Below are 22,732 nucleotides of genomic sequence, written 5' to 3'. Positions count from 1 at the left end.
TACCAAGGACCGGTTAATTAATCTCACGCCAGTAAAGAATACGGTCGTTTCCGCGGTACTGGCCAAAGCTGGCCAGGCCTTGGGGATTGTTATCATGATTGGTGTCGCTGTCCCAGTCATATTTCAACCAATCCGGGGTAACATCATTGCCGCCGCCGTAGATATAATAGGTATTACCGACATTCTCTGCGCCGGGGGCGGTGAGCATCAAGGGGGTGATGCTGTTGCTGCCGTTAATGAAAGTTCCGCTGCCTGAGGATATGCCCGGACTTGTGGCCAGAGCCGGGTTCAAGCCTGTAGTATCAAAGGCATAGTTATTAAGGGTTTCTCCGTTATAAGCTGTGCAGCTGTCATCTTCATTGGTGATAAAACCTGTGCCATTCCAGTATTGCACCGACATCACCATCGGCAGATCTGAGGTTTCCGGACCAAAGTTATTTTCAACAAACCAGCGGCCAAAGCGTATGTTTGCGCTGCCGCTGAGTTGTTTGGCGTTGCAATCGGTGGCCGGGTTTGTGTCAGTGGTACAAGTATCATTGGTATCGACGCGCATATCCAGGCCGGTAAGCAAAGAGACCGGCGTTGGCGTCTCGCCGTCATCCACACTGATGCCAAATAGCAGAACTTCAAACGGGCCATCGGGATCGACAGCAGCACGGCTAAAATTGCCTTTGACGTCTTCCAGGGTATAAACCCCTTCAACCCAGTTACTGGAAAAACCGGATAAACGTGATGATAAATCCTCGCCGTCGTTATTGTTCTCCAACGCCAGGCTGATACCGGCTTTGGCATAATCTTGAGCATTATCTACATGGTCAAAGTAGTTTTTGGTGACTTCTCCCGCCTGGTTTAAGGCCTGCAGCTGATAGCTGATTTCCAGTTCACTCTGGTCCATATACACGAAGTTATCCGGATCGCCTGCGCCGCACCAGCCTGAAACCTGGGAGCTGAAGAGGGTAAAATGATCGGGGACAAATCGGCCGATATCCAGGGCGGCGCCAGGTACCGTCAGGCTGCCGTCGCCATAGGCGTTGTCCTGTATATCCAGGTTAAGTAAACCGACATCTGAATACTTGGCACTGCTAAAGCTGGAGTTGCCGGCAGAAAAACTACTTAAGGTGACATCGACAAAGGCCGGTGTCAGGGAGCTTGGCAGACTATTACTGGCGGCATAGGTAAAATTACCTTCATTGCTGCCTGAGGTGGGGCCGGTTCTTTGCAACATTAATTGTATTTGCCCGGGGGTATAGTTTTGGGTTGTGTTGCCGTCGGCATTGACGGCGGTGACGTCAAAATCAAAATCGGCGCCGGCCTGGTGTACGGGGCTTGCGTCAACTGTGGTGGCATCCAGGTTGCTGCCATCGGCCTGTGCGTTTAACTTGAGGGCATCGGGTCTGACCCAGAAGCTGTTGCTGGCGCCGGTAATATCGGTGCCGCCGTTGCTATAACTGGCTTGCAGACGTATTTGCCCGGCATCTTTATAGTTAGGTTTGGGAATTATGGCTTGAGCATCGGCATCAAATACCAAATCTACCGCGGTAAAACCTGGGTATTTAGCCAGGCTGGTGGCATCTTCATCTAAAGTAAATAACAAGCCGCTGGTGCCTGTTGGCGCGATATTTTCCTGGGCTAAGTCTATGGTCACGGTTTTACTGACAAAGGTATCGTCGCTGATGCAGAAAAATCCGGCGCCGGCACGTTTAGACTTAGTGGCGGTGAGAATAATATCGGTAAATTCTACCCCTGCTACCTGGTTGGTTATTTCGGAAAACGAGAATTCGGCATCGGTGAAGGTGATTTCACAGTTGGCATAAGAACATTCGATATCATCTGTGGCAGTGGGACTGACATTATCCAGTGAAAAAGAGACGGTTTCGGCAATGGCATAGGTAAAGTCAAAGGTGCTGGTGCCCTGGAAGGTGAGGGTGTCGGCGATTTTCTTGGTGCCGACGTAGACATCCATAGTGACGTTCTGTGTACTTAACACCGAGCAGTCGGCCACTTCACAGGCATTAATGGTGACCTCTTCATCGGCGCAGGTTAATCCCTGGTTATTATGGATAATTTGATAATGGTGAATATCTGCAACAGTTTCACAGAGTCCGTCAAGGGTCAAACCGGCAATACCTTCATGGTTGACGGATGCCGAGTTTTTAATTTCCAGGGTGCCGTTTGCCGATATCGCCCCGGTATGGACGGCGTTATTTTGAATGTGCACATCCTGACCGGCGCCATAGAGCACCGCCTTTACCTGTGCATCTCCTTTTAAGTGGATTTGTTCATAACCGATAAATACCAGGTTTCGGGCAACGCCGTTGACATTCACCAGGCTGTTGTTTTCGATGTCGAAATGTTGGTTGACATAAATAATCACCGGACCATTGACTATCACCTGGCTGGAATTGAATATTTCGAGAAAGTCGAACCAATATGTGCCGGCATTGAGGGTAATAACGGAATTGTTGTGAAACAAACCGGTGGTAATTTTATAGTCGGTTGGCGAAGACAAAAAAGTGACATTGGCATTACTGGTTAAACTGAGCTGATCAATTTCAGTCATATCGTAATCGCCACCCGGGCCTATGGTGGAGGTGCCGGCGGACAAAGCTATATCTGTGGTGGTTGAGGTGGTTTCAAATGCCGGCAGGGTCAGGGCCGGGGCGGTTGTGCTGGAAATAGTGCAATCTGTGCTGCCGCAGGTATCGTGGCTGGCATCGGTTTCATCGGTCAGAGAGGGAAAGGCGAACAGGTTATCGGCATCCCCCAATACTTGGCCATTGTTTTTAAATTTTAATAAACTGCCGACATCATGTCCCTGTACCGTGTTGGGGAAATAGGCCGCGCAGACGTTGCTGCAGCCGGTTGAAGAAAAACTGATATCGCAACTGTTGCCGCCACCGCTGTCGCATTCAAGTGCATTGGTCGGGGTGATGCTCGGGTTGGCCACCGAGAGCGTCAGGACTTCTGCCGTGGTATGGTCGAACGTAAAGCTGGTGCTGCCGGTAAAGGTTGTTGTCGTTTTGGTTATGCTGTTTGCCTGAAAGTCTAAGGTGACGGCATCTGTGCTTAAACTTGAGCAGCCGCCGTCGAGACAGGCCTTAATGGTAACCGTTTCAGCTTCGCAGACGGAGCCGCTGCCGTCGTGAGTGATTTGATAATGATCTATGGTCACTGCTGCCTGATCACAAAAGCCCTGGGAGTCGAGACTATTCAAATCCGATGGCGTATAGGTAAAGCTACTGTTCTCTTTGAGAATGACATCTTTTTTGGCTGCTATGCCGCCATCTATCTCTGAGTCTTTTTCTATGGTCAGTTCATTGCCTTTGACATAAATAAAAGCATTGATCCTGGCATTTTCCTCTATTTTTAATTTGCCCTTGAACACCAGTAAGACATTGGCGGGATCGCCTCCCTGATTGATTTTTACCCCTTTTTTTAGCACAACATCGTTATCTTTAAAATAGAGCACCGCCGTGCCGTTAGCGGTGCCGTTATAGGTGACGGTGGAATTGTCCCCCAGGCCCCAGCCGTTATAATCGGTAACCCCGTCTGATATGGTACTGCCATTAAAGTCGCCGCCGTTACTGATGCTTTTTAAAGTTACTTCGGTAAAGCTGGCGGCGCTGCAGCTACTACCGTTACAGGTGACACCGGTTTCCGTACTCAGACTGCCCTTTACCGCGAAGCTTTGCGGACCCGGGAATACATCGGTGCAGTCGGTAGCCTGGGTAATAAACACGGGAAATAAACAAAGAATAAAAAAGAGTAACAGGCGAAATGACATTCTTTCCTTCCTTGTGGCTTAATGGCTAATGTTAATTTTTTAAATGAGTTGACGTTTTTGCTTACCAGCTTATTTGAGTATGGTGGTAAATGAGGGGAAGACCAATAAATCTTGAAATTTCCACTGCTTATCAAGAAATTTCATTCGCAAGTGGTAAAGGGAAGTTAATAGTTGGGAGGGAAGTTACCGGACAAAGCCCGGTAACCGGGAGAGTTAATCTACCTCGCGCCAGTAGAGAATACGGTCATTACCGTGATACTGGCCGAAACTGGCCAGGCCTTTGGGATTATCGTCATAGGGGCCGTCAAAATCTCCGTCCTCGTTGTCCCAGTCATATTTTAACCAGTCAGGGGTGATATTATTGCTGCCGCCGTAGATATAATAGGTGTGGCCGACATTGCCGGCGCCGGGGGCGGTCAGCATCAACGGGCTATGGCTGTTGCTGCCGTTAATGAAAGTGCCTGTGCCTGTGGTGGCTGCTATGCCGGGATCATCCGCCAGGGCCGGATTAAGGTTGCTGTTGTCAAAGGCATAATTATTGACGGTTTCGCCGTTGTAGGTGGTACAGCTGTCATCAAGATTAGTGACGAAGCTGCTGCCGTTCCAGTATTGCAGCGACATCACCATAGGCAGGTTGGTGGTTTCCGGGCCAAAGTTATTTTCGATATACCAGCGGCCATAAAGCAGTTTAGCGCTACCGGAGAGTTGGATAGCATTACAGTCGGTTATCGGGTCTTCATCCCGGGTGCATGGGCCTGCTTCTGTTGCCAGCATATCGAAAGGCTCGGCCAATACAGGTCCGTCTTCATCTGTCAGGGTTAAGCCTAATTGCAGCAATTCAAAAGGCCCGTCGACCGCGGCGGCAGGTGTGCTGATTCTTGGAAAAGCAGCTGTGGTATTTGCCGGTTGATAGCTGCCTTCAATCCAGCTGCCGCTAAAAGCCGAGATCCTGGCAGGGAAACTTTCACCGTCACCGCTGTTATTATTTTCTGCCACCAGGGTTACACTGGCTCTGGCATAATCTTGATCGGGATCGGCATGGTCGAAATAGTTTTTTGTTATTTCCCCGGCTTTATTGCGTGCTTCAAGTGCATAATCCACATGCAGTTGGGCTTGGTCCATATAGGTGAATTTGGTGCTGGTGCTGCCGCACCAACCCGAGATTTCTGCAGGGTTATCCACCAGGGTGAAATGATCGGGAATAAAGCGGCCTATGGCTATGGCGTCGGCGGGCACCGTTATATTACTGTTGCCATAGTTGCTGTCCTGCACATCCAGATTAATAAGTCCGACCTCGGAGTAACTGGCCTGATCATAACTTGAGCTGCCGGAGATAAAACTGCTTAAAGTGACGTCTTTAAAACTGGCGGTCAGTGCGGATGTGATCTGCTCCCCCTCTGCATAGGTTAAGTTGCCTTCGTTGCTACCGCTGCTGGGAGCGGTTCTGGTCAGTTTGAGCTGTAGTTGACCGGGGGAGTAGTTCTCTGTGTTATCGCCTGAGGCATTGACCGCAGTAACTTTAAGATCAAAGGCGTTTCCGGCTTTATGGGTAGGGCTGGCTGTGACAGCAGTGGCATCTATATCTGTGTCATTGGCCTGTGCGCTGAGTTTGAGCATACTCGGGCTGACCCAGAAACGGTTGCTGATGCCGGTGATATTTCCGCCGGTAGCAGTGTCAAAACTGGCACGTAATTGTATTTCGCCGGCATCGAGGTAATTGGGCTTGCTGAGTGTGGCATAACTGTTGAGAAATTTCAGCGATACCGCTCTGGAACCGGGGTATTTTTGCAAGGCTGTGTCATCGTCCCCGATAAAGAATTCCAGTCCTGAAGTCCCTGAAGGGGTGATATTTTCCTGTGCAAGATCTATGTCTATGGTCGCATCATTAAAATCCAGGTTGGGATCACAGGATACGCCGCCGTTACCGTCATCACCGGCCCGTACGGCTTGCAGGGTGATATCCGAAAAAGGCACGCCCGCCACCTGGTTGTTTATGGCGGAAAAAACAAAACCGGCATCAGCAAAGGTGACTTGACAGTCGGCTGCAGAGCAGAGCAGGTCATTAGCAGTTCCCGGTATGGTATTGTCCAGCGACAAGGTTACCGTACCCGGGGTTAGGTGTTGTAAATTAACCGTAGTGCTGCCTAAAAAGCTGACGGGGGTGACCACATTATCAACAAGAAAATCTAAGCTGACATTCTGATTGCTAAGGGTTGTACAATCGCTAACGTCACAGGCCCTGATGGTGATTTCTTCTGTCTTACAGGTCAAACCCCGGTCGTTATGGATGATTTCATAATGGTGCACCTGAGTGACGGTTTGTTCGCAAAAGTCTGCGGCATCTATATTATTGACATAGGCGGGAGAAAAGTTGTAGTTACCGTTATCGCTTACCGACAAAGCGCCGCCAACCGCAAGCCCTCCGTTATAGGTGATGTTATTATGTAACGAAGCGCTGCCCGACACATAGATGTTGCCGTTTATTTGCGTATTTTGCGCGATAGTTAAACTTCCTGAAACAACAATTAATACATTGGCCGGATCCCCGCCGACATTCAGTTGAGTGCCTTCGGGTATGCTCAGCCCCCCGACAAAATAAAGTACGGCCGTGCCTGAGCCGTTAAAGGTGATTTCACCATTAGCGGGCAGGGTCCAGTTATTATATTTAGTCGCTCCACTACTTATCTCGGTAGCGTTAAAATTATTGGGGCGGCCAGACAGGGAAGGTGGTGGTGTTGTGCTAAAACTGCTGGGGGTGTCACAACTGCCGTTATTACAGACATTAGTGTTGTTAATGGTTGAAGCGCCGTTTACAGAAAATGATTCATCAGATGTGAAGACAGCGGAACACTCGGTAGCCATTGCGCCAGATAAGGGCATGAGGAAAAGAATAAAAAAAAGTAACAAACGGGAAGACATTTATTTATCCTGGATCTGTATCGGGTCGCAAATCTTGTTAATTCAGTGTGCTTTATGGTTAAAGTGAAGGCTGAAATAAAACAAAATCAATTAAAGTAATAACTCTTCAATTAGGTAACCTACCATAAAAACAAAGACTTCTCCAAGCTTCTGGCATCAAGGTATCGCGTTGTTGCCCCAATCTTTATCCTGATAGCATTTTAGTTAATGCCGTCCTTAAATACTGGCTGTATAGCTTATTGCCGGCACTGAATGTTTGCCGACCAAGTTAACTATTTTCAAAAGATAAAAGTAAGAAAATTCAGTGGCTTGCTCTGCTGTGTTGAATTTCCTGAGATTTTAATCGCTTTCGGGTGAGTGATTTACTCTCTAAGTTGCACTTTTAATGAGGGACATGGTGGCTTGTTCAGGCAAGGGGATTTATATCGCCAATTTTCCGGAACAAGCGGCCATGATGTTATGCAAACAAGCTTTGAGATTACATACAAAGATAAGTATCCACTGAAATAAGCCGGAAATTTTCTTGCTCTAAGCCGGGCCTTGATTGAGCGGTAAAAGAGGCAGAGACGAAGAGCAGGGCAAATCGCATATTTTAGTTTGTACGAAGATTTACGTACATCACGCTGATACTTGTCTACACTATCTAAGCTCATATCTGACAACACTAAGGAGGAAGCGCGCTGTTTCATTTACGTTTGTTGCTAACGTGCATGAACCGGCAAAAACTAACGAAATTTTCTCGGGCTCTGGCGGAATAAAACCACCAAAAGTGGTGGGAATATGGGCTGTCCGCCGCAAAAGAACACGCTACAAAACTGCACATGTCGGCAAACTGATAATGTAAGGAGGTTTTGCCATGACTAGACTCATTAGAGCCATATTCGCGGCGATAATGCTAACGACCAGCGCGTTAGCAACTGCGATACCGATAACCTTTGATACCCTTTCTGATCTGGAAGCTGTGACGACCCAGTATCCCGGGCTTACTTTTTCCGGAGCAACGGTTTTGACCGCAGGCATCTCATTGAACGAGTTTGAGTTTCCGCCTGTATCCGGAGATAATGTCGTCTTTGACCAATTCGGCCTGATTGAGGTTTTGTTTGATACGCCGGTATTCAGTGTCTCGGGGTTATTTACCTATAGCGTGGGGCTGAGTGCGGCAGCGTTTGATTTGAGCAATTCGCTGCTTGATACCGACACCTCAAGTTTTTTCAATAATATGGCACTTAGCGGTGAGGCCGGATCTTCACCGAATGAACTGTTGTCGCTAAGCTCTGCCTTGGGCATTTCTCGGGTGATTTTTGAAGGCGATCCTTTTGGGGGATCTTTTACCCTGGATCAGTTTGACTTTACTCCCTTAGATACCTCTGTGCCTGAGCCATCGGTATTGCTCATTACCCTGATCGCCTTGTTAATACTCGTTGTGATGCGCGCTAAACGGGTCAGGTACCACAAGGTAAAGTTCATGCTGGCGTTTGGCCTTGCTGTGTTAACGACAGCGCCGTCTTACGCCGTGCAGCGGGTTGAATCCGTTGTCGCCACCCCGGCGTTGGTGTTTGTTGATACGCCAACCACGGTCAGGTTTGCGGCCAGGGTCGCGCCGGATGATAATTTGATCCCGGCAAGTGTCCGTTTGTTGCAGGTGCAGGAAGACGGCAGGCTGGCGGTTGCCGCCACTATGTTTGATGACGGCAGTAACGGCGACAGCACTGCGGGGGATTTGGTTTTCACCACTGAACTTGACGTGTTGGTGTCAAGCCCGAGTGTACTGAGATACCGGGTTTCTGTTGCTTACCGTGGCACCATGCGGCGAACCCAGTCTGAGTTGGTGTTGGTGCGCACGGATCTTGAACCTTTCTTCAGCCCGACCCCGGATGACAAACTTGTCAGCAGTGAAGGGGCGGAGTTTGCTGTCGACGAGGTACTGGTGTCCCTTATTGACGGCGAGGATATAACAACAGCCGAAAGCCTGGCGGCAAGCCAGTCGGGAGAAGTGGTAGGTTTTGCACCGACCGCTAACCTGTATCAGCTGAGGGTGCCCACGTTGACCATAGAAGCACTTGATCTCATTATTGATGCTTTGCTGATTGATCCCAGGGTGGTCCTGGCGATACGCAATTACACCACAGACTCGGTACTTGAACCTACTGCCGCGGGCAACGATGCACAGGCCTTGCCGGCAGCAGATAAAAGTGCTTACGAGCAAATCAGGGCCTCTGATGCCTGGGATCTTTTATTCGATGCCAAACATAAGTTTTCGCCTGTGGTGGTAGGGGTGCTCGATCGGGGCTTTCAGCGGCATGGTGAATTTGATGGTGTGGCATTTACCGGCGGTTCAACCCGCAATGATGCCGGCTGGGCGGCCCGGGCCGGGTGTAGTACCGGTAGCAAAGATCATGGTACGGCCGTTGCCGGGGTCATAGGGGCCGGTAATAAAGCCGGTGGCGGCGGTGCGTTTCAAACCAACGGCATACTCGGGGGAGTCACCGATAATTCGGCCGACGGCTCAAGTGTGCCGTACAAACTTGATACCCGGCGACTGGGCTCTACTTTAATAGCGAACCAGACACTGATTTCACGTATGGTCAACGCCGGTGCCAAAGTTATCAATATGAGTTTTGGCGGTTCACGTAAAAGCGCATTGCCGGTAGATACTGTGATTGTCTTTCTTAATCCGGGAGCGCCTGCGGGTACGGCAGCTGCCCTGGCGACCTTAGTGGGCGGGGCTGTGCTTCGTTCAAGCGGTACACGCATCAAGTTGCGGGTGAACGCAGCCAATGAAGCGCAGACGCTGGTGCATGTGGCAACGCTACAGGCACAGGCGACGGTTGCCAGCGCAAAAACCGAGCGGCAATGTTTCGGTGCCTCTGATGCCACCTTCACCGCACTGACAAACTTTTACCGCGGCCGGTTTAACGCGCATCCCGATGTGATGTTTGTGCTCTCTGCCGGTAACAGTTCACTTGCGGTTGCCGACTCTTATCCTTCCAACATCAATGCCGATAATGTCTTGACCGTGGGGGCGACGGATGCATCGGCCGATCCGGACACCGCAGCTGCGGCCAGCTTTACCAATACCGGGGCAGGTGTTGATATTGCGGCCCCCGGGGTATCGGTTTATGCACCAACGGACTTTACCGCCCCGCTCGATGCCGCAGATTACCGGCGGGTTAATGGCACCTCTTTTTCTTCACCGTTAACGGCGGGCTCGCTCGGGCTTATGCTGGCAACCGATGGTGCGCTGGAGCTGAAACAGTTAAGAAAAATTCTGCTGGCAACGGCTACCAAGAATGCAGGAGTGAACACCATCAGCGGCAAGATAGTGGACCTGGGGGCGGCGATTAAATTTTTGCTGGTGCCGGTTGATGTCTTTATGGTGGTTGATACTTCCGGCAGTTTCGGCGATGACCTGGCTTCTTTTCGCGCTGAGGCGACTTCTCTGGTCGATGAACTTGATGACAGCGGATTAAATATCCATATCGGTTTGGCTCAATTTGAGGATTATCCGATCACGCCGTGGGGGGCGGCCACAGACCGGGCCTATAACCGGGTATTGGATATACAAAGTATTGAAGATGCCACAGGTGCCAAGCCCATTGTTAACGCTATCAATGCCTTGGCGATCCGCAGCGGCAATGATCTTCGAGAGAGCCAGCTGGTGGCGCTGTTCCAGGGAGCTACGGGGGCAGGCCAGACGGTGGCCGGACATGGCGGTGCCAATATTGCTGCCGGTAAAGGGGCTACTTTCCGTAAGTCGCCGGTGGACAGTTTGAAGCCGATCCGGATAATGATCCTTTGGACCGATGCCAGTTTTCATGTCAAGAATGATTCGAACTCGGATCTTGAGCCCATTATAGGTTATCCAGGACCCACCTTTGCCGAAACCATCACTGCCTTGAAGGATAAAGATATTAAGGTGATAGGTATCGGCGCAGGTAGCGGCGCGATTAACGATCTGCGCCAGGTGGTGCTGGGCACAGAGACTCTGGCGCCTGAAGAAGGGGTTAACTGCGATAGCGATGCTGCCATTGAAATACCGGCGGGACAGCCTATTGTTTGTCCGATCTCATCCAGCGGTAGTGGTATCGGGGAAGCGATATTTAATACCGTGATCGCTGTGGTGAAATCCTAACCTTATGGCAGGGGCGGAGCGTAGTTCCGCCCCTTTATTATCTTTAGGGTGAAGCTCACAGGCTCATGGATGAGCAGGCGTGACCAGGACATTTTTATTCAACGATGCGTTTAAACGGCGGCAGGGAGTCGAGCAGCTGCTTGCCGTAACGTTTGCTGACCACACGCCGGTCCATCAGGGTGATAATGCCTTCGTCTTTTTCATTGCGCAGCAGGCGGCCGCTGGCCTGGATCAGCTTTTTCGAGGTTTCCGGCACCGAAATCGACATAAAGGGATTGCCGCCTTTGGCGGTAATATATTCCGCCTGTGCTTCTTCTACCGGCGAAGTGGGTACGGAAAACGGCAGTTTGGTAATGATCAAATTGGTGAGGTATTTACCGGGTAAATCCAGCCCTTCGGAAAAGCTCTGGGTGCCGAAAATAATGCTGGTTTGCTCTTTATCGCAACGCTTTTTATGCAAATCGATAATATGCTGGCGCGACTGCTCTCCCTGTACCTGAATATCGAGCTTATGTTTGTCTCTCAGCGCCGTGGCGACTTTGTCCATCTGCCAGTAGGAAGAAAATAACACCAGGGAGGCGTTACCCTGTTTTAGCAGTGCGGGTAATTTAGTGATCACCTCATCGGTGAACTGATCGGCGCTGGGCTCATAGCGCATTTTCGGGATCACTAACCTGGCCTTGTTGATATAGTCAAAAGGTGAGCTTACCTGCTGGTATTGGCTGCCGTCATTGGTTTTAAGTCCCGCCTGGAAACGGAAATGATCAAAAGAATTGAGCGCCATGATAGTAGCCGAGCATAATACCGCTCCTTCACATTGACTCCATAGCTTGTCTTCCAAGGTAAAACCTACCTCTATCGGCGAGGCGGACAGCAGGTAGTCCTGGCGTTTGCCTTCTAATTTTTCAATCCAGCGGGCGAGCGGGGCGCCTTTTTCACTGTCGGTTTTATCAAACATCTGCCACAGGGCGGCGAAATTTTCCAACCGTGAGATCATAAAACCCGCTTCAGCCAGCAAAGGCTCTGCCAGGTACATTTGGGTATCGCCGTCTTTGACCGATTCCATCAGCTGGGCGTAGAGTTTGTTGATATGGCCGAGGGCTTTTTTACTGAGTTCGCTGATATCAGCGGACCAGGTTTTCAGGGTTTTTGGCAAGATGCCGTTTTCAAAGCGGTAGACGCCTTCGGAATGAAAATAAACGCTTTGGTTATTCTCAATAAAAGTGTGTACTTTTTGCAGCTCTACCAGCAAATCCTGGCAATCATCCGCCAGGCTGATTGACGGGGCAATAGCCCGTTGTGACTTGATCAGTTTGGCAATTTTATCGCCGGTTTCCCTGAGCTTGCCGAGCCAGTCGATCGCCCCTTTAACGGTGACGCTGGCGCTGGCAAAATCCCGGGTGACTTTGGGCAGGTGATGGGCTTCGTCGATAATATAATAGGTATCTTCCGGTGACGGTAAGATCACGCCGCCGCCCAGATCTAAATCGGCCAGCAGCAGGCTATGGTTAATCACCAGCACATCCGACTCATCCATGGTGTCGCGGGCTTTATGGAACGGACAATGAGTGTGCTCGGATAAGTGGCGCAGGCAGCTGTGTTTATCGCTTTGGATCTGCTGCCAGATATTATGATGTACGCTTTCCGGCCAGGAGTCGATATCGCCCGACCAGCTGCCGTCATTAAGGGCTTTGAACATCTTGTTCAGGGTTTTGATATCGCTGGCTTTGGGTTTTTCGGCAAAGGTAAAACCCGCCTGGGGGTCGTCTGTGGTTACCGCATGGCTGAGCTTTTGCCGGCAAACATAACGCTGGCGTCCTTTGACCAGGGTGAACTTAAAATTTAACCCGGAATGTTTTTTTAAAAAAGGCAGATCTTTATCCACCAGCTGCTCTTGCAGGGCGACGGTGGCGGTGGAGATACAGACTTTCTTTTGTCTCGATAAACCAATTGGGATGGAGCCCAGGCTGTAAGCCAGAGATTTTCCGGTACCGGTACCGGCTTCTATGGTGATGATTTTACGGGCTTTGTCATAGTCGCCCGCCAGGGTTTTGGCAATTTCCGCTATCAGAAAGGTTTGCTGTTTGCGGGGATTAAAGTTAGGCAAGTTTTCACCTATGGCTTTATATGCTTGTCTGATTGCTTGCTTTAACTTATCGCTTAACATGCCTGCGTTGGTTTCCTGATCTTCAAGGTTGTTTATTTATGGTGGTTAACACCTGTGTTGCCCCGCGCGCTATTTCACTTGCTTAAGCTGCCTATGGCAAGGAAAATAGCGGCAGCAGGACATTTTATTTCACTTTGACGGGCCAAGATGACAATTTTGATGTTCAAAGTGTAGTAGATGTTTTACACTGCTGTATATATTACCAGGTTTATTTTATCAGTTTATCTCAGCTTAATGAATCAATTAGTGAAAAATGGTTTTCTGCTTACCCGCCAATCGCAGGATCACGGCCATGGCACAGTGATCACCCTGTGGTTAAAAACGGCGCAGGGGGCGGTAAAGTTACTGATAGAAAATGAACAGTCGGTCTTTTTTGTCGTAAACGACCTGGTCGCTTTGGCCAAAAAGCTGTTAAACGAGCAGCAGATACCGGTGGCGAAAGTCTCCCCTTTAGCCCTAAAAACCTTCGCTCAGGAGGAAGTTACGGGTTTTTATTTTAATACCATGCGGGACTTTTACAGCGCCCGGGATTGTTTAAAAACCGGCGGCATTAAATGTTATGAAGATGATTTTCGCCCGGACGACCGTTATTTGATGGAGCGCTTTATCACCGCCGGAATTGCTTTTGTCGGCGGTGAAGGGGCCGGTGACGGGCGTTTACGTGAAGTAAAAAACGCGGACGGTAGCGGCAATCAATATCTTGAAGTGGCCAGGGCCCGTTGCCGACCGCAGCAGGTCGATATTCCTCTGGTGATGGTATCCATTGATATTGAATGTGCAATGGATGGTGCCCTTTATTCCATCGGTGCCTACAGCGATACCTGCCAAAAAGTGTTTATGATAGGGCCAGTGCCGACCGATACTGATGGCAATGCGGACAGCGCAGGGGCTGACTATATTGTCTGGATAGAAAATGAAGTGCAGCTGCTGCACACCTTTTTAGCCTGGTTGCGTGATTATGATCCCGACATTATTATTGGCTGGAATGTGATCAACTTTGATATGGACCTGCTGCAAAAGCGCTGCGATAAATATGGCATCAGTTTTACTATAGGCCGCGACAATAAACCCGCTTACTGGCGTAAAAATAAAAACAGCGAACAAAAATACCTGGAAATTGCCGGTCGTGTGGTACTTGACGGTATCGATGTATTAAAAACTGCCACCTATAACTTTCCAAGTTTTACCTTAGATTATGTTGCCAATGCCTTGCTCGGCATAGGAAAAAAAGTCGACGATGTTGATAACCGCCTTAAAGAAATAACCGATAATTTTCTTAATAACAAACCGGCGCTGGCGGCCTATAACCTGGAAGATTGCCGCCTGGTATGGCTGATTTTCGAAGAAACCTTGATGCTGGATTTTGCCAAACTCAGGGCGCAATTGACCGGGCTGGCGATTGACCGCGTTGGTGGCTCGGTGGCGGCGTTTACTAACTTATACCTGCCGAAATTACATCGTAGCGGTTATGTAGCCCCCAATATGGGAGACGGTCATTCCGGTCTGGTATCTCCCGGCGGTTATGTAATGGACTCTATTCCCGGCCTGTACACCAATGTATTGGTGCTGGATTTTAAAAGTCTGTACCCGAGTATTATCCGCACCTTTAAAATTGACCCTATGGGGTTGATCGAAGGGTTAGCGACACCGGATGCTAGTATTCCAGGGTTTGACGGCGCTTATTTCTCCCGTGAACAGCATTTTCTCCCTAATATTATCGAGTCGCTATGGTCGGAGCGGGACAAGGCCAAGCGCGATAAAAATGCAGCTTTGTCGCAGGCGATTAAAATTATCATGAACTCTTTTTACGGCGTACTGGGCTCTAATGGATGTCGCTTTTATGATCCGCGCCTGTCGGGTTCTATCACCAAGCGCAGCCATGCGATATTAAAAACCACCCAGGAATGGATTGAAGACAAAGGTTATAAGGTGATTTACGGCGATACCGACTCGATATTTGTTGATATCAGCGCCGATTATAACCAGCAGCAGAGCAGGGCGCTAGGCAAGGAATTACAGGATTTAATCAACGAAAAGTGGCAACAAACCATTAGCGAAAATTATGGTTTGCAAAGCCAGCTGGAAATTGAGTTTGAAACCCATTTCAGTAAGTTTTTAATGCCCACCATCCGTGGGTTGGATGTGGGTACCAAAAAGCGTTATGCCGGGCTAGTGGAAAACAACGGCGAGCAAAAGATCATCTTTAAAGGACTGGAAAGTGTGCGCACCGACTGGACCGAGCTGGCGAAAATATTCCAGCGGGAGTTATACCACAGGGTGTTCAACAATCTGGAAGTGGCGGATTATGTTAAGGAGATGGTGGCGAAAACCCGCGCGGGAGAGTTTGATCACTGCCTGGTTTACCGGAAACGGCTCAGACGCAAATTGAAAGATTATGTGAAAAATGTGCCGCCCCATGTGAAAGCGGCCCGGCTGGCGGATGAGCAAAATGCTAAAGAAGGTAAACCGTTAAGGTATCAGAATAAGGGCTGGGTGGAATATTTGCTCACCTTAAACGGCCCGCAAACCAAAGAGCACTTATCGGCGGCGCTGGATTATGATCTCTATATCGAGCGCCAACTGGAGGCCGTTGCCGATGCGATTTTGCCTTTTATCGGTACCAGCTTTGCTGAAATCACCGATGCTCAGTTGAGTTTATTTTCCTGATTCATTTTCAGGGGCGGCTTAAGTGGTGAAGTATGCTGATCAGGCGGTAAAAAGTCGTACTTTAGGTGCGTTAATTTCCCCTCATTTATAGAACAAACTGATATAGTTGGGGAATATTAAATTTTAATCTTATTTGATGCTGTGCAGGCGACAAGTGTCGTGTTTAATTGCGATATTTTGTTGTTTGTTAAGCTGTAATATGTGATGGAGAAATAAAATGTCTTTCTCAGAAGTAGAAAAAGCAGCACTTCTAGATGTTAAGGGTGTAGGGCTGACGGTGATAAAGCGGTTTGAGGAAATTGGAATAAACTCTTTTGAAGAATTATCAACATATAACGCAACAGAAATAGCTGAACGCGTAGCTTCTATGTTGCACACAACATGTTGGAAAAATAGCCCTCAAGCAAAAATGGCTATCAGTGCAGCCATCCAAAGAGCTGAAAAAGGCTTATGAGGTCGTAGGGTTTTGGCTAACATTGAAGTGACATTAGTAAACTCATTTACTGAAAATGGCAAAGGCGGAAATCCCGCCGGTGTAGTCCTTAACGCTGACCAGCTGTCGGATGCTCAAAAACTAACAATCGCACAAGCCGTAGGGTATTCAGAAACAGCTTTTGTCTGTGGTGATGACGAAGTTGATTATCAGGTATCTTTTTTTACTACCACGGGAGAAGTTGACTTTTGCGGCCATGCTACGCTGGCGACTTTTTCAACTATGTACAAAAAAGGGCTTATTACTGCAGGCTCTTATCTTCAGCGAACAAAAGCCGGAATACTGCCAGTATCCATCGAGCCAGATGGTAAGGTAGTGATGGATCAGCAATTGCCTCAAAAATTAAACCGCTTTTCATACCAAGAAATTTCAAATGTCATTGGCATTGAAACTCACCTGTTAGAAAGTACTCAGTTACCTATTGAAGTTGTTTCGACAGGCTTAGCTGATGTGATTATTCCTGTGCCCGGCGGGTATTTAGATGTGATAGTACCGGATGATGAGCTTATCGCAGAGTTCTGCAAAAAACATAAAGTTGTTGGTTTTCATGTTTTTGAGCTTTGTGATCCGGAAAGTGAACTTACCGCAAGTTGCCGTAATTTTGCGCCTTTGTTTGGTATCTCAGAAGAATCCGCTACAGGTAGCTCTAGCGGTGCTTTAGCATGCTATCTGACAGAGCATCTGGCTTTAGGCGGTGATTATGTTTTTGAACAAGGCAGGGCGATGAAGTGTACTTCCATAATCACGGCATCTGTAAAGTCTAATCATTCAGCTGTAATCAATGTAAAGGTTGGTGGTTTTGCAAGTAATATCGGTACAGTGGTCATCCCCGTATAACGAAGCACTCAAATGGAAATGTGCAGAGCGTTAAGTCTACCCTCGTCTTGGGCATAGGAGAGTTTTTTGGAAATTAGGAAGTTAAATACTTTGCGGGGCATAGCCGCAATCATCGTTTTCTTAACTCACTTCAGTGATATTACCAATTGGCTTGATGGTGCTTTAGGTGGTGGCTCTGGGGCATATGGTGTCATGCTCTTCTTCTTATTGAGTGGATTTTTAATGGCTTATCTCTATTTAGACAGAGAGTTTACTAAGGCTAATATCAAGGCTTATTTTTTAGCCAGAGCCGGCAGGGTGCTCCCCTTGTACCTGGTCATTGTTTTCTGCTCCTGTTTATTATCTCTAGCCGATAATAACAGTCTATATAACATACCTGATTTCAATACCTTATTAGGCCACTTATTCTTTATATATGGTGAAAGTGTCCTTTGGTCGATTCCTCCGGAAATACAGTTTTATTTCATTTTTATTATTTTTTGGGCATTTGCAAAGCGCAGGGCCGGATATATTTATCTGTCTGTCTTCGCGGTTATGATTTTTCTATTTTTTACAAATTTTCCGCGGATAAGTGGTGATATTAACGGCGTCCCGTATAACGTTTTCAATGTGCTAAGAAGCTTACCTTTCTTTTTCGTTGGGGTTATCTTTGGCATGCATTACAAATCATTAAAAATCCCTGAGTACCTCAGAAAACATTGGTTTATATTGGCTCTTTGTTTAATTCCGTTAATGTATCCCGGGTTGAGTCCTGTTACTTCTGAGGCCAAAAGAAAAATGTGGCTAAGCTATGAAGTACTGCTTGTTATGAGCTCAGTTTTCTTTTGCATAGTATTTTTAGTTCCCAATAACAATATTTTATTAGCCAATAAGTTTGGTGACTTTATTGGAAAGATATCTTATTCCCTGTATTTGTTGCATATGCCAGTAATTGCAAAAGTTAATCAGTTTGATTTATCCATTGAGTTAAAGCTGTTAATGTCATTTGTGTTAACTATTGTTGTGGCATATATATCGTTTAGATACTTCGAGAGGCCTGTTGCAAAGTTAATACGAAGCATAGTAGCTAACAATTCAGGGCTGCAGGACAGCAGCAAAGCCGTAACCTCTGCTTGAGGTGTTAGTTGCCTAAATCATCGTAGAGTTCCCCATAAACAGTGTCTATTTTTTAGGGGAATTCCAGAGATGTTCAATCTTGCGACATTCTATAGCAGGCTATTTAGTTTGCACTTCTTAATATCAAAGCATGTTGGTAAACTTCATTACAGCAAAATTTGAAAATAATGTGTTGTTAATGCCCGACCAACTTAAACCTGATACAAGATGTAAAGAATACCAACGCCGAATTAATCAGGCGATGAATTACATAAGTGAACATGCGACAGAGAGTTTGTCCCTGGACGATATTGCGCAAAAAGCCTACTTTTCTAAATATCATTTTCACCGGATATTTAAAGCTTTTGCCGGGGAAACTGTCGCGGGTTTCACAAGAAGGATCAGACTAGAGCAAGCGGCTAATTTATTATATTTAGACAAAGCACAAAGCATCACAAAAATTGCACTCGATTATGGTTTTTCCAGCGCTCAAAACTTTACAAAACAATTTACTAAACACTTTGGCGAATCTCCCAGCTTCTTTAGACAAGATAATAATAGCGGCGCAAGCTTGGCTTTAATTCAACAAAGTTCCGCTAGCTCCAATGCTAAAGGTGTTACTCACCCAATGCATGAAGACCTAGAGGTAGTAATAAAAACTCAGCCAGCATTCCAATTAGCCTATATGAGATTTATAGAGCCTTATCAGTCAATGTCTACGCTGACTTATTTAAAGACCCTATCGGACAATATTGGTATAGAGCGGTTAAAAAGAACCAATCCAGTCGGCGTGGCCTGGGATAACCCAAACATTACTGAAGGTGCTAAATGTCGATACGATTTGGGCATAACCTTGTCTGGTGATTTCGATATTCCTGGCAACTTCAGCGTACAGGAGTTTCCCGAATCTCTTTGCGCTGTTTATAGATGCACGATAACTGATGGTGATTTAGAAAAACCATGGGATGATTTGGTTATTGGTTGGTTACCTTATAGTGGCTATGTGCTATCAGGAGTACCGGCAGTAGAGGTATTCAAGCAATTTGATTTACAAACCCCGTCAGGTCATTGGCAGTTAGAGATTTACCTGCCTGTTAAACCTATTTGAACTTAGCAAGAATGGAAACGCCCCTTTATCAATAAAGCTGTAAAGTTCACTCATCTTGTTAATTGAAAGGAAAAAAGATGAGTAACAAAACATTAACCGTTATTGGCGCAACTGGTAATTTATCGGTTCCGGTTATCAAACGACTAGTAGAAAAAGGCGTATCTGTAAAAGCTGTGGTACGTAATTTAGATAAAGCTAAGTTACTCTTGCCGCCGGCTGTTGAACTTGTTTATGGAGACGTAGAAAACCTTGCAAGCCTAAATACAGCTTTAGCAGGCTCAGAGCAGGTATATATTCATTTAAATACCACTTCATTAGATGAAAGCCTGCCTTTTCACCCGGAAAGAGACGGTGTTAAAAACATAGTCACAGCCGCAGAAAACAATAATGTAAAACAACTTATTCAGATTGGCGGTATTGAATCGTTACACCCGGAGTTTGCGGTTGAAGGACTAGCTTTAAAAACCAGCCTGATTCGGGATCAAGGCATGAGCTATGTAAAGGCATCAGGCATCCCACATACTTTACTGTTTTGTTCATTCTTTGCAGACTCGTTTCCGCTTTATGTGCAAGACAAGCTGTTTGCGATTATCGGCGATTTAAAATATCCCCTGTATTTCACCAACACAAATCAATTGGCAAATAGTTTATACAAGGCTATTGCTAATCCGGATGCTTGTAACCGTTCGTTCGCAATTCAAGGGAGAGAAGCCATGACATTCCCCGAAGCAGCAAAACGATTTGTGAAACATTTTGATCCTGAAATTGCAATTGAACAATTTCCCATTGAAGCCATTGCGCAAATGGGGATGCCTGAAGAGCAGGCCATGTTTATGGAACACTTGATGTTATTTGTAGAGCAGTTATCAGAGCAAGCCGTTGCCGGCGAATCACAACAGGTTTTAGGTGAACCTGAAATGGGCTTTGACGACTTTATAAAGCAACTTAATTAAGCACAATGAATAAAGAACAAATCGCGCTTTTGTACGTTATCTTTGGTGCCGTCGTTATGACGGTGCTGGGGATAAGTTTCGCTTTGTTGACCGATTCTGACGCTATCTTACTTGATGCTCTATTTAATCTAGTTACTTTGATAATGAGTTTATTAACGTTAAAAGTTGCCCGGTTAATTAAGCAAGGCAGTAGCGCTAAGTTTCAATTCGGTTATTATGGTTTTGAACCCATGTTAAATATGACCAAAGGGAGCATAATTTTAGTTTTATGCCTGATTGCAGGAGTAGACTCATTACTGGTGATTTTGAGCGGTGGAAAACCACTCGATACGGGACTGGCTGCTATCTATGCCATAACTGCTACGATTATTTGTTTTGTAACCGCCTCCATATTAAGGCATTTCAGAAAACAACTTCACTCGCCTTTAGTTGAATTGGAATCTTTTAATTGGCTGGTAAACGGAGTGATCAGCGCAGGTATCGCAGTGACATTTCTGTTCGCTTATTTTATACAAAGCTCCAAATGGAACTTTATCGTTCCATACATAGACCCGGCCATTGTTATTTTGTTGGTATTGTTGGTTATCAAAATCCCGTTTGAAATAATAACAGACAGTTTTAATCAATTACTTGGGGCGGCTCCTCAACCTGAACTAGAGCAGCAATTAAAGACTGAATTAACGACAGTCCTCGCTGAGCACAACTTAAAGGTTTTTGATACTCAAATGATGTTATCTGGTAGATTGTTGTACATTAAGCTGCAAGTGAGGTTTACCGGTAGCTTTGGGTTAACAAGCGACAAAATGCTGGATGAGATCCAAAGTTCAATTAAAGTATCTGCGAAGAAGCTACACCCGGACATACAAATAGATTTGGTTTTATAAGCTATGCCTTATCGGATGGACAAAAGTTTCAGGTAACGTATTAACAGGGAACAGGCATATACCTTGGCAAGCGGTGAAGTAAAACCAGAAGTCGAAGAAAAGGAAGTCTCTATTTGCTAAGCTTTTGGCGGCTTTTCAAAATAGAGATATGCACCATCGGCATTTAACAAAAAATTAATGGATACTTTGCCGGTTAAATCAACCTGAATTTGAGGCTTATCAGCTCTTAGCAACTCCTCTCAAATTAATCATAAATAAAGACCATTTCCCTATTGATTTAGCCAGTTTAATGGTCTTTATTTAGAGTGCTATCCATTTTACAAAGGAGAGCACTTACCTCAATATTTTCTATTCAAGCACTGCTGTTATAGAAGTGAAGCCGTAACAGCAACAATCAAAGTCGCAACCCCTGAGTGCAGCAACACCCAGAGGTCGCTAACCACAACGAACTATCGAGGAGTACGTCATGGCTGAATGTCATCATACGTCAGAGCCAGGCTCGGCAAAAGTAAAATATCCTATTTATCGACAACTTACCGTGTTGGAGACCACTTGCGAGTCAGCAGGTAAAACCCGCGGTATCGGCATTAACTATGTCCCGGTTCACCTTGAACCTTGCATTGTGCTCAGGGGCAAGTGGCTGCGACAGGCCGGTTTTCCTGTTGGCCACAAAGTCAGTGTTTTGATAAATCAGGAAGAAATTATCATTAAACCTAGGTACATCACGCCTGGATAAGCTGATATGAGTCGGCCACCTGAAAGCGGGCCGTTTTTATTGATAAGCAATAAGCCGGGCGGTAGCTGTTAACCACTGCCAGCCTGGCTTAGCCACCAATACTATTTTTGGTCATCCGTACTTTTGTTTTACTGAAACCGGATGATTTTACAGTAAAATAAGTTATTTCCGTTGTCTTTTACTGGCTGCGTGATATTGTCATTGGCTTAAATAAATTCAGGGGTGTTCAAGCCTGGTTTGAGAAGTCGAAGCAAAGGAAGTCTCTACTTACTAAGTGCTTTGGTGTTTCTTCGAAATAGAGGCGCTTACATTGGCATCTAACAAGGATTGTTTTAATGAACAAGCTGCTTCGCGTTTAAACGGCAATTTAAATCACGAAGGCAAACCTAGATAACAATGCAAGTACTGAAACAAGGCATAGTATGATAATAAAACTTGAAAATTCGAATGAGATTGTTGCCAATCAAATTTATAGTATTTTTCAAAACTCTTATAAAGTTGAAGCCGAGCTTATTGGTGTTGCTGATTTTCCTCCACTGTCACGCAGTGTGCAAGACATAGCCAATTCAAAAACCGATTTTTATGGTTTTAGTGATAATAATTGTCTCGCAGCCATTATTGAAATAACAGTTGAAGAAAAGCACCTGGAAATTCATAGCTTAACTGTTGATCCGAAATTTTTTAGAAAAGGTATCGCAGGCAAATTGATAAGCTATGCGCTGGAAGCCTTTGACTATACAGATGCTACGGTAGAAACCGCTGTGGTAAATGAGCCGGCAATTAATTTATATAAGAAACATGGCTTTGTTGAGTTTAAAAGGTGGACCCCGTCACATGGCATTGAAAAACTCGCCATGTCGGTTCAATAAGCTCTCTTATCAATGCATGAAATAAATTCACTAACCTGCTGTACTTTTACCTTACGCAAAAATATTACGAACGCCACCCGCTTAAGTT

General features: G+C 46.5%; 13 protein-coding genes. 10 read left to right on the top strand and 3 right to left on the bottom strand.

Translation table 11 applies throughout. The annotated features are described in order from the left end of the window. Nucleotides 1-13: 13 nt before the first annotated feature. Entirely contained in the window at nucleotides 14-3,784 is a 3,771-nt protein-coding gene (locus QL234_RS25325; protein WP_281560543.1) for a DUF6701 domain-containing protein, read from the bottom strand. Between the two features lie 213 nt (nucleotides 3,785-3,997). Further along, entirely contained in the window at nucleotides 3,998-6,646 is a 2,649-nt protein-coding gene (locus QL234_RS25320; RefSeq protein WP_281560542.1) for a DUF6701 domain-containing protein, read from the bottom strand. 913 nt (nucleotides 6,647-7,559) lie between these two features. Between QL234_RS25320 and QL234_RS25315 the strand changes: the two genes are divergently transcribed. Beyond that, nucleotides 7,560-10,835, top strand: a complete 3,276-nt coding sequence (locus QL234_RS25315) for a S8 family serine peptidase (RefSeq protein ID WP_281560541.1) — start codon at nucleotides 7,560-7,562, stop codon at nucleotides 10,833-10,835. A gap of 94 nt (nucleotides 10,836-10,929) precedes the next feature. Here the strand turns inward: QL234_RS25315 and dinG are convergent, their stop codons facing one another. Next, on the bottom strand, nucleotides 10,930-13,002 hold the full coding sequence (gene dinG, locus QL234_RS25310) for an ATP-dependent DNA helicase DinG (RefSeq protein WP_281560540.1): 2,073 nt from the start codon (nucleotides 13,000-13,002) through the stop codon (nucleotides 10,930-10,932). Between the two features lie 246 nt (nucleotides 13,003-13,248). On the opposite strand from dinG, the gene QL234_RS25305 reads away from it, so the two are divergent. The 9 genes from QL234_RS25305 to QL234_RS25265 all read left to right on the top strand — a co-directional run bounded on the left by QL234_RS25305 (nucleotide 13,249) and on the right by QL234_RS25265 (nucleotide 22,644). Further along, complete coding sequence (locus QL234_RS25305; RefSeq protein ID WP_281560539.1) at nucleotides 13,249-15,669, top strand: DNA polymerase II; 2,421 nt, start codon at nucleotides 13,249-13,251, stop codon at nucleotides 15,667-15,669. Nucleotides 15,670-15,886: 217 nt separating this feature from the next. Continuing rightward, nucleotides 15,887-16,123 (top strand): helix-hairpin-helix domain-containing protein, encoded by a 237-nt coding sequence (locus QL234_RS25300; protein WP_281560538.1) that lies wholly within the window; start codon nucleotides 15,887-15,889, stop codon nucleotides 16,121-16,123. 12 nt (nucleotides 16,124-16,135) lie between these two features. Beyond that, complete coding sequence (locus QL234_RS25295) at nucleotides 16,136-16,999, top strand: PhzF family phenazine biosynthesis protein (RefSeq protein ID WP_281560537.1); 864 nt, start codon at nucleotides 16,136-16,138, stop codon at nucleotides 16,997-16,999. A 66-nt stretch (nucleotides 17,000-17,065) separates the two neighbouring features. Next, complete coding sequence (locus QL234_RS25290; RefSeq protein ID WP_281560536.1) at nucleotides 17,066-18,115, top strand: acyltransferase; 1,050 nt, start codon at nucleotides 17,066-17,068, stop codon at nucleotides 18,113-18,115. A 130-nt stretch (nucleotides 18,116-18,245) separates the two neighbouring features. Beyond that, nucleotides 18,246-19,202 (top strand): AraC family transcriptional regulator, encoded by a 957-nt coding sequence (locus QL234_RS25285; RefSeq protein ID WP_281560535.1) that lies wholly within the window; start codon nucleotides 18,246-18,248, stop codon nucleotides 19,200-19,202. Between the two features lie 77 nt (nucleotides 19,203-19,279). After that, the gene (locus QL234_RS25280; protein WP_281560534.1) at nucleotides 19,280-20,155 is read left to right on the top strand and encodes an NAD(P)H-binding protein; all 876 of its coding nucleotides are present in this window, start codon (nucleotides 19,280-19,282) and stop codon (nucleotides 20,153-20,155) included. Nucleotides 20,156-20,160: 5 nt separating this feature from the next. Then, nucleotides 20,161-21,039, top strand: coding sequence for a cation transporter (locus QL234_RS25275; protein WP_281560533.1), 879 nt, complete (start codon nucleotides 20,161-20,163; stop codon nucleotides 21,037-21,039). Nucleotides 21,040-21,505: 466 nt separating this feature from the next. Next, complete coding sequence (locus tag QL234_RS25270; RefSeq protein WP_281560532.1) at nucleotides 21,506-21,775, top strand: SymE family type I addiction module toxin; 270 nt, start codon at nucleotides 21,506-21,508, stop codon at nucleotides 21,773-21,775. A 422-nt stretch (nucleotides 21,776-22,197) separates the two neighbouring features. Beyond that, a complete protein-coding gene (locus QL234_RS25265; RefSeq protein WP_281560531.1) occupies nucleotides 22,198-22,644 on the top strand; it encodes an N-acetyltransferase in 447 nt (148 codons plus the stop codon). The last annotated feature ends 88 nt before the right edge of the window (nucleotides 22,645-22,732 follow it).

Origin of the sequence: Thalassomonas sp. RHCl1, from assembly GCF_947387555.1 — a bacterium.
Taxonomy (GTDB): Bacteria; Pseudomonadota; Gammaproteobacteria; order Enterobacterales; family Alteromonadaceae; genus Thalassomonas.
This window is presented reverse-complemented; position numbering and strand designations above follow the sequence as displayed.

Bases quoted from the DNA above. Each gene is read 5' to 3' on its own strand.
- QL234_RS25320 (WP_281560542.1), bottom strand. From the start codon at position 6,646: ATGGCTACCGAGTGTTCCGCTGTCTTCACATCTGATGAATCATTTTCT.
- QL234_RS25300 (WP_281560538.1), top strand. From the start codon at position 15,887: ATGTCTTTCTCAGAAGTAGAAAAAGCAGCACTTCTAGATGTTAAGGGT.
- QL234_RS25315 (WP_281560541.1), top strand. From the start codon at position 7,560: ATGACTAGACTCATTAGAGCCATATTCGCGGCGATAATGCTAACGACC.
- QL234_RS25275 (WP_281560533.1), top strand. From the start codon at position 20,161: ATGAATAAAGAACAAATCGCGCTTTTGTACGTTATCTTTGGTGCCGTC.
- QL234_RS25325 (WP_281560543.1), bottom strand. From the start codon at position 3,784: ATGTCATTTCGCCTGTTACTCTTTTTTATTCTTTGTTTATTTCCCGTG.
- QL234_RS25285 (WP_281560535.1), top strand. From the start codon at position 18,246: ATGTTGGTAAACTTCATTACAGCAAAATTTGAAAATAATGTGTTGTTA.
- QL234_RS25265 (WP_281560531.1), top strand. From the start codon at position 22,198: ATGATAATAAAACTTGAAAATTCGAATGAGATTGTTGCCAATCAAATT.
- QL234_RS25280 (WP_281560534.1), top strand. From the start codon at position 19,280: ATGAGTAACAAAACATTAACCGTTATTGGCGCAACTGGTAATTTATCG.
- dinG (WP_281560540.1), bottom strand. From the start codon at position 13,002: ATGTTAAGCGATAAGTTAAAGCAAGCAATCAGACAAGCATATAAAGCC.
- QL234_RS25270 (WP_281560532.1), top strand. From the start codon at position 21,506: ATGGCTGAATGTCATCATACGTCAGAGCCAGGCTCGGCAAAAGTAAAA.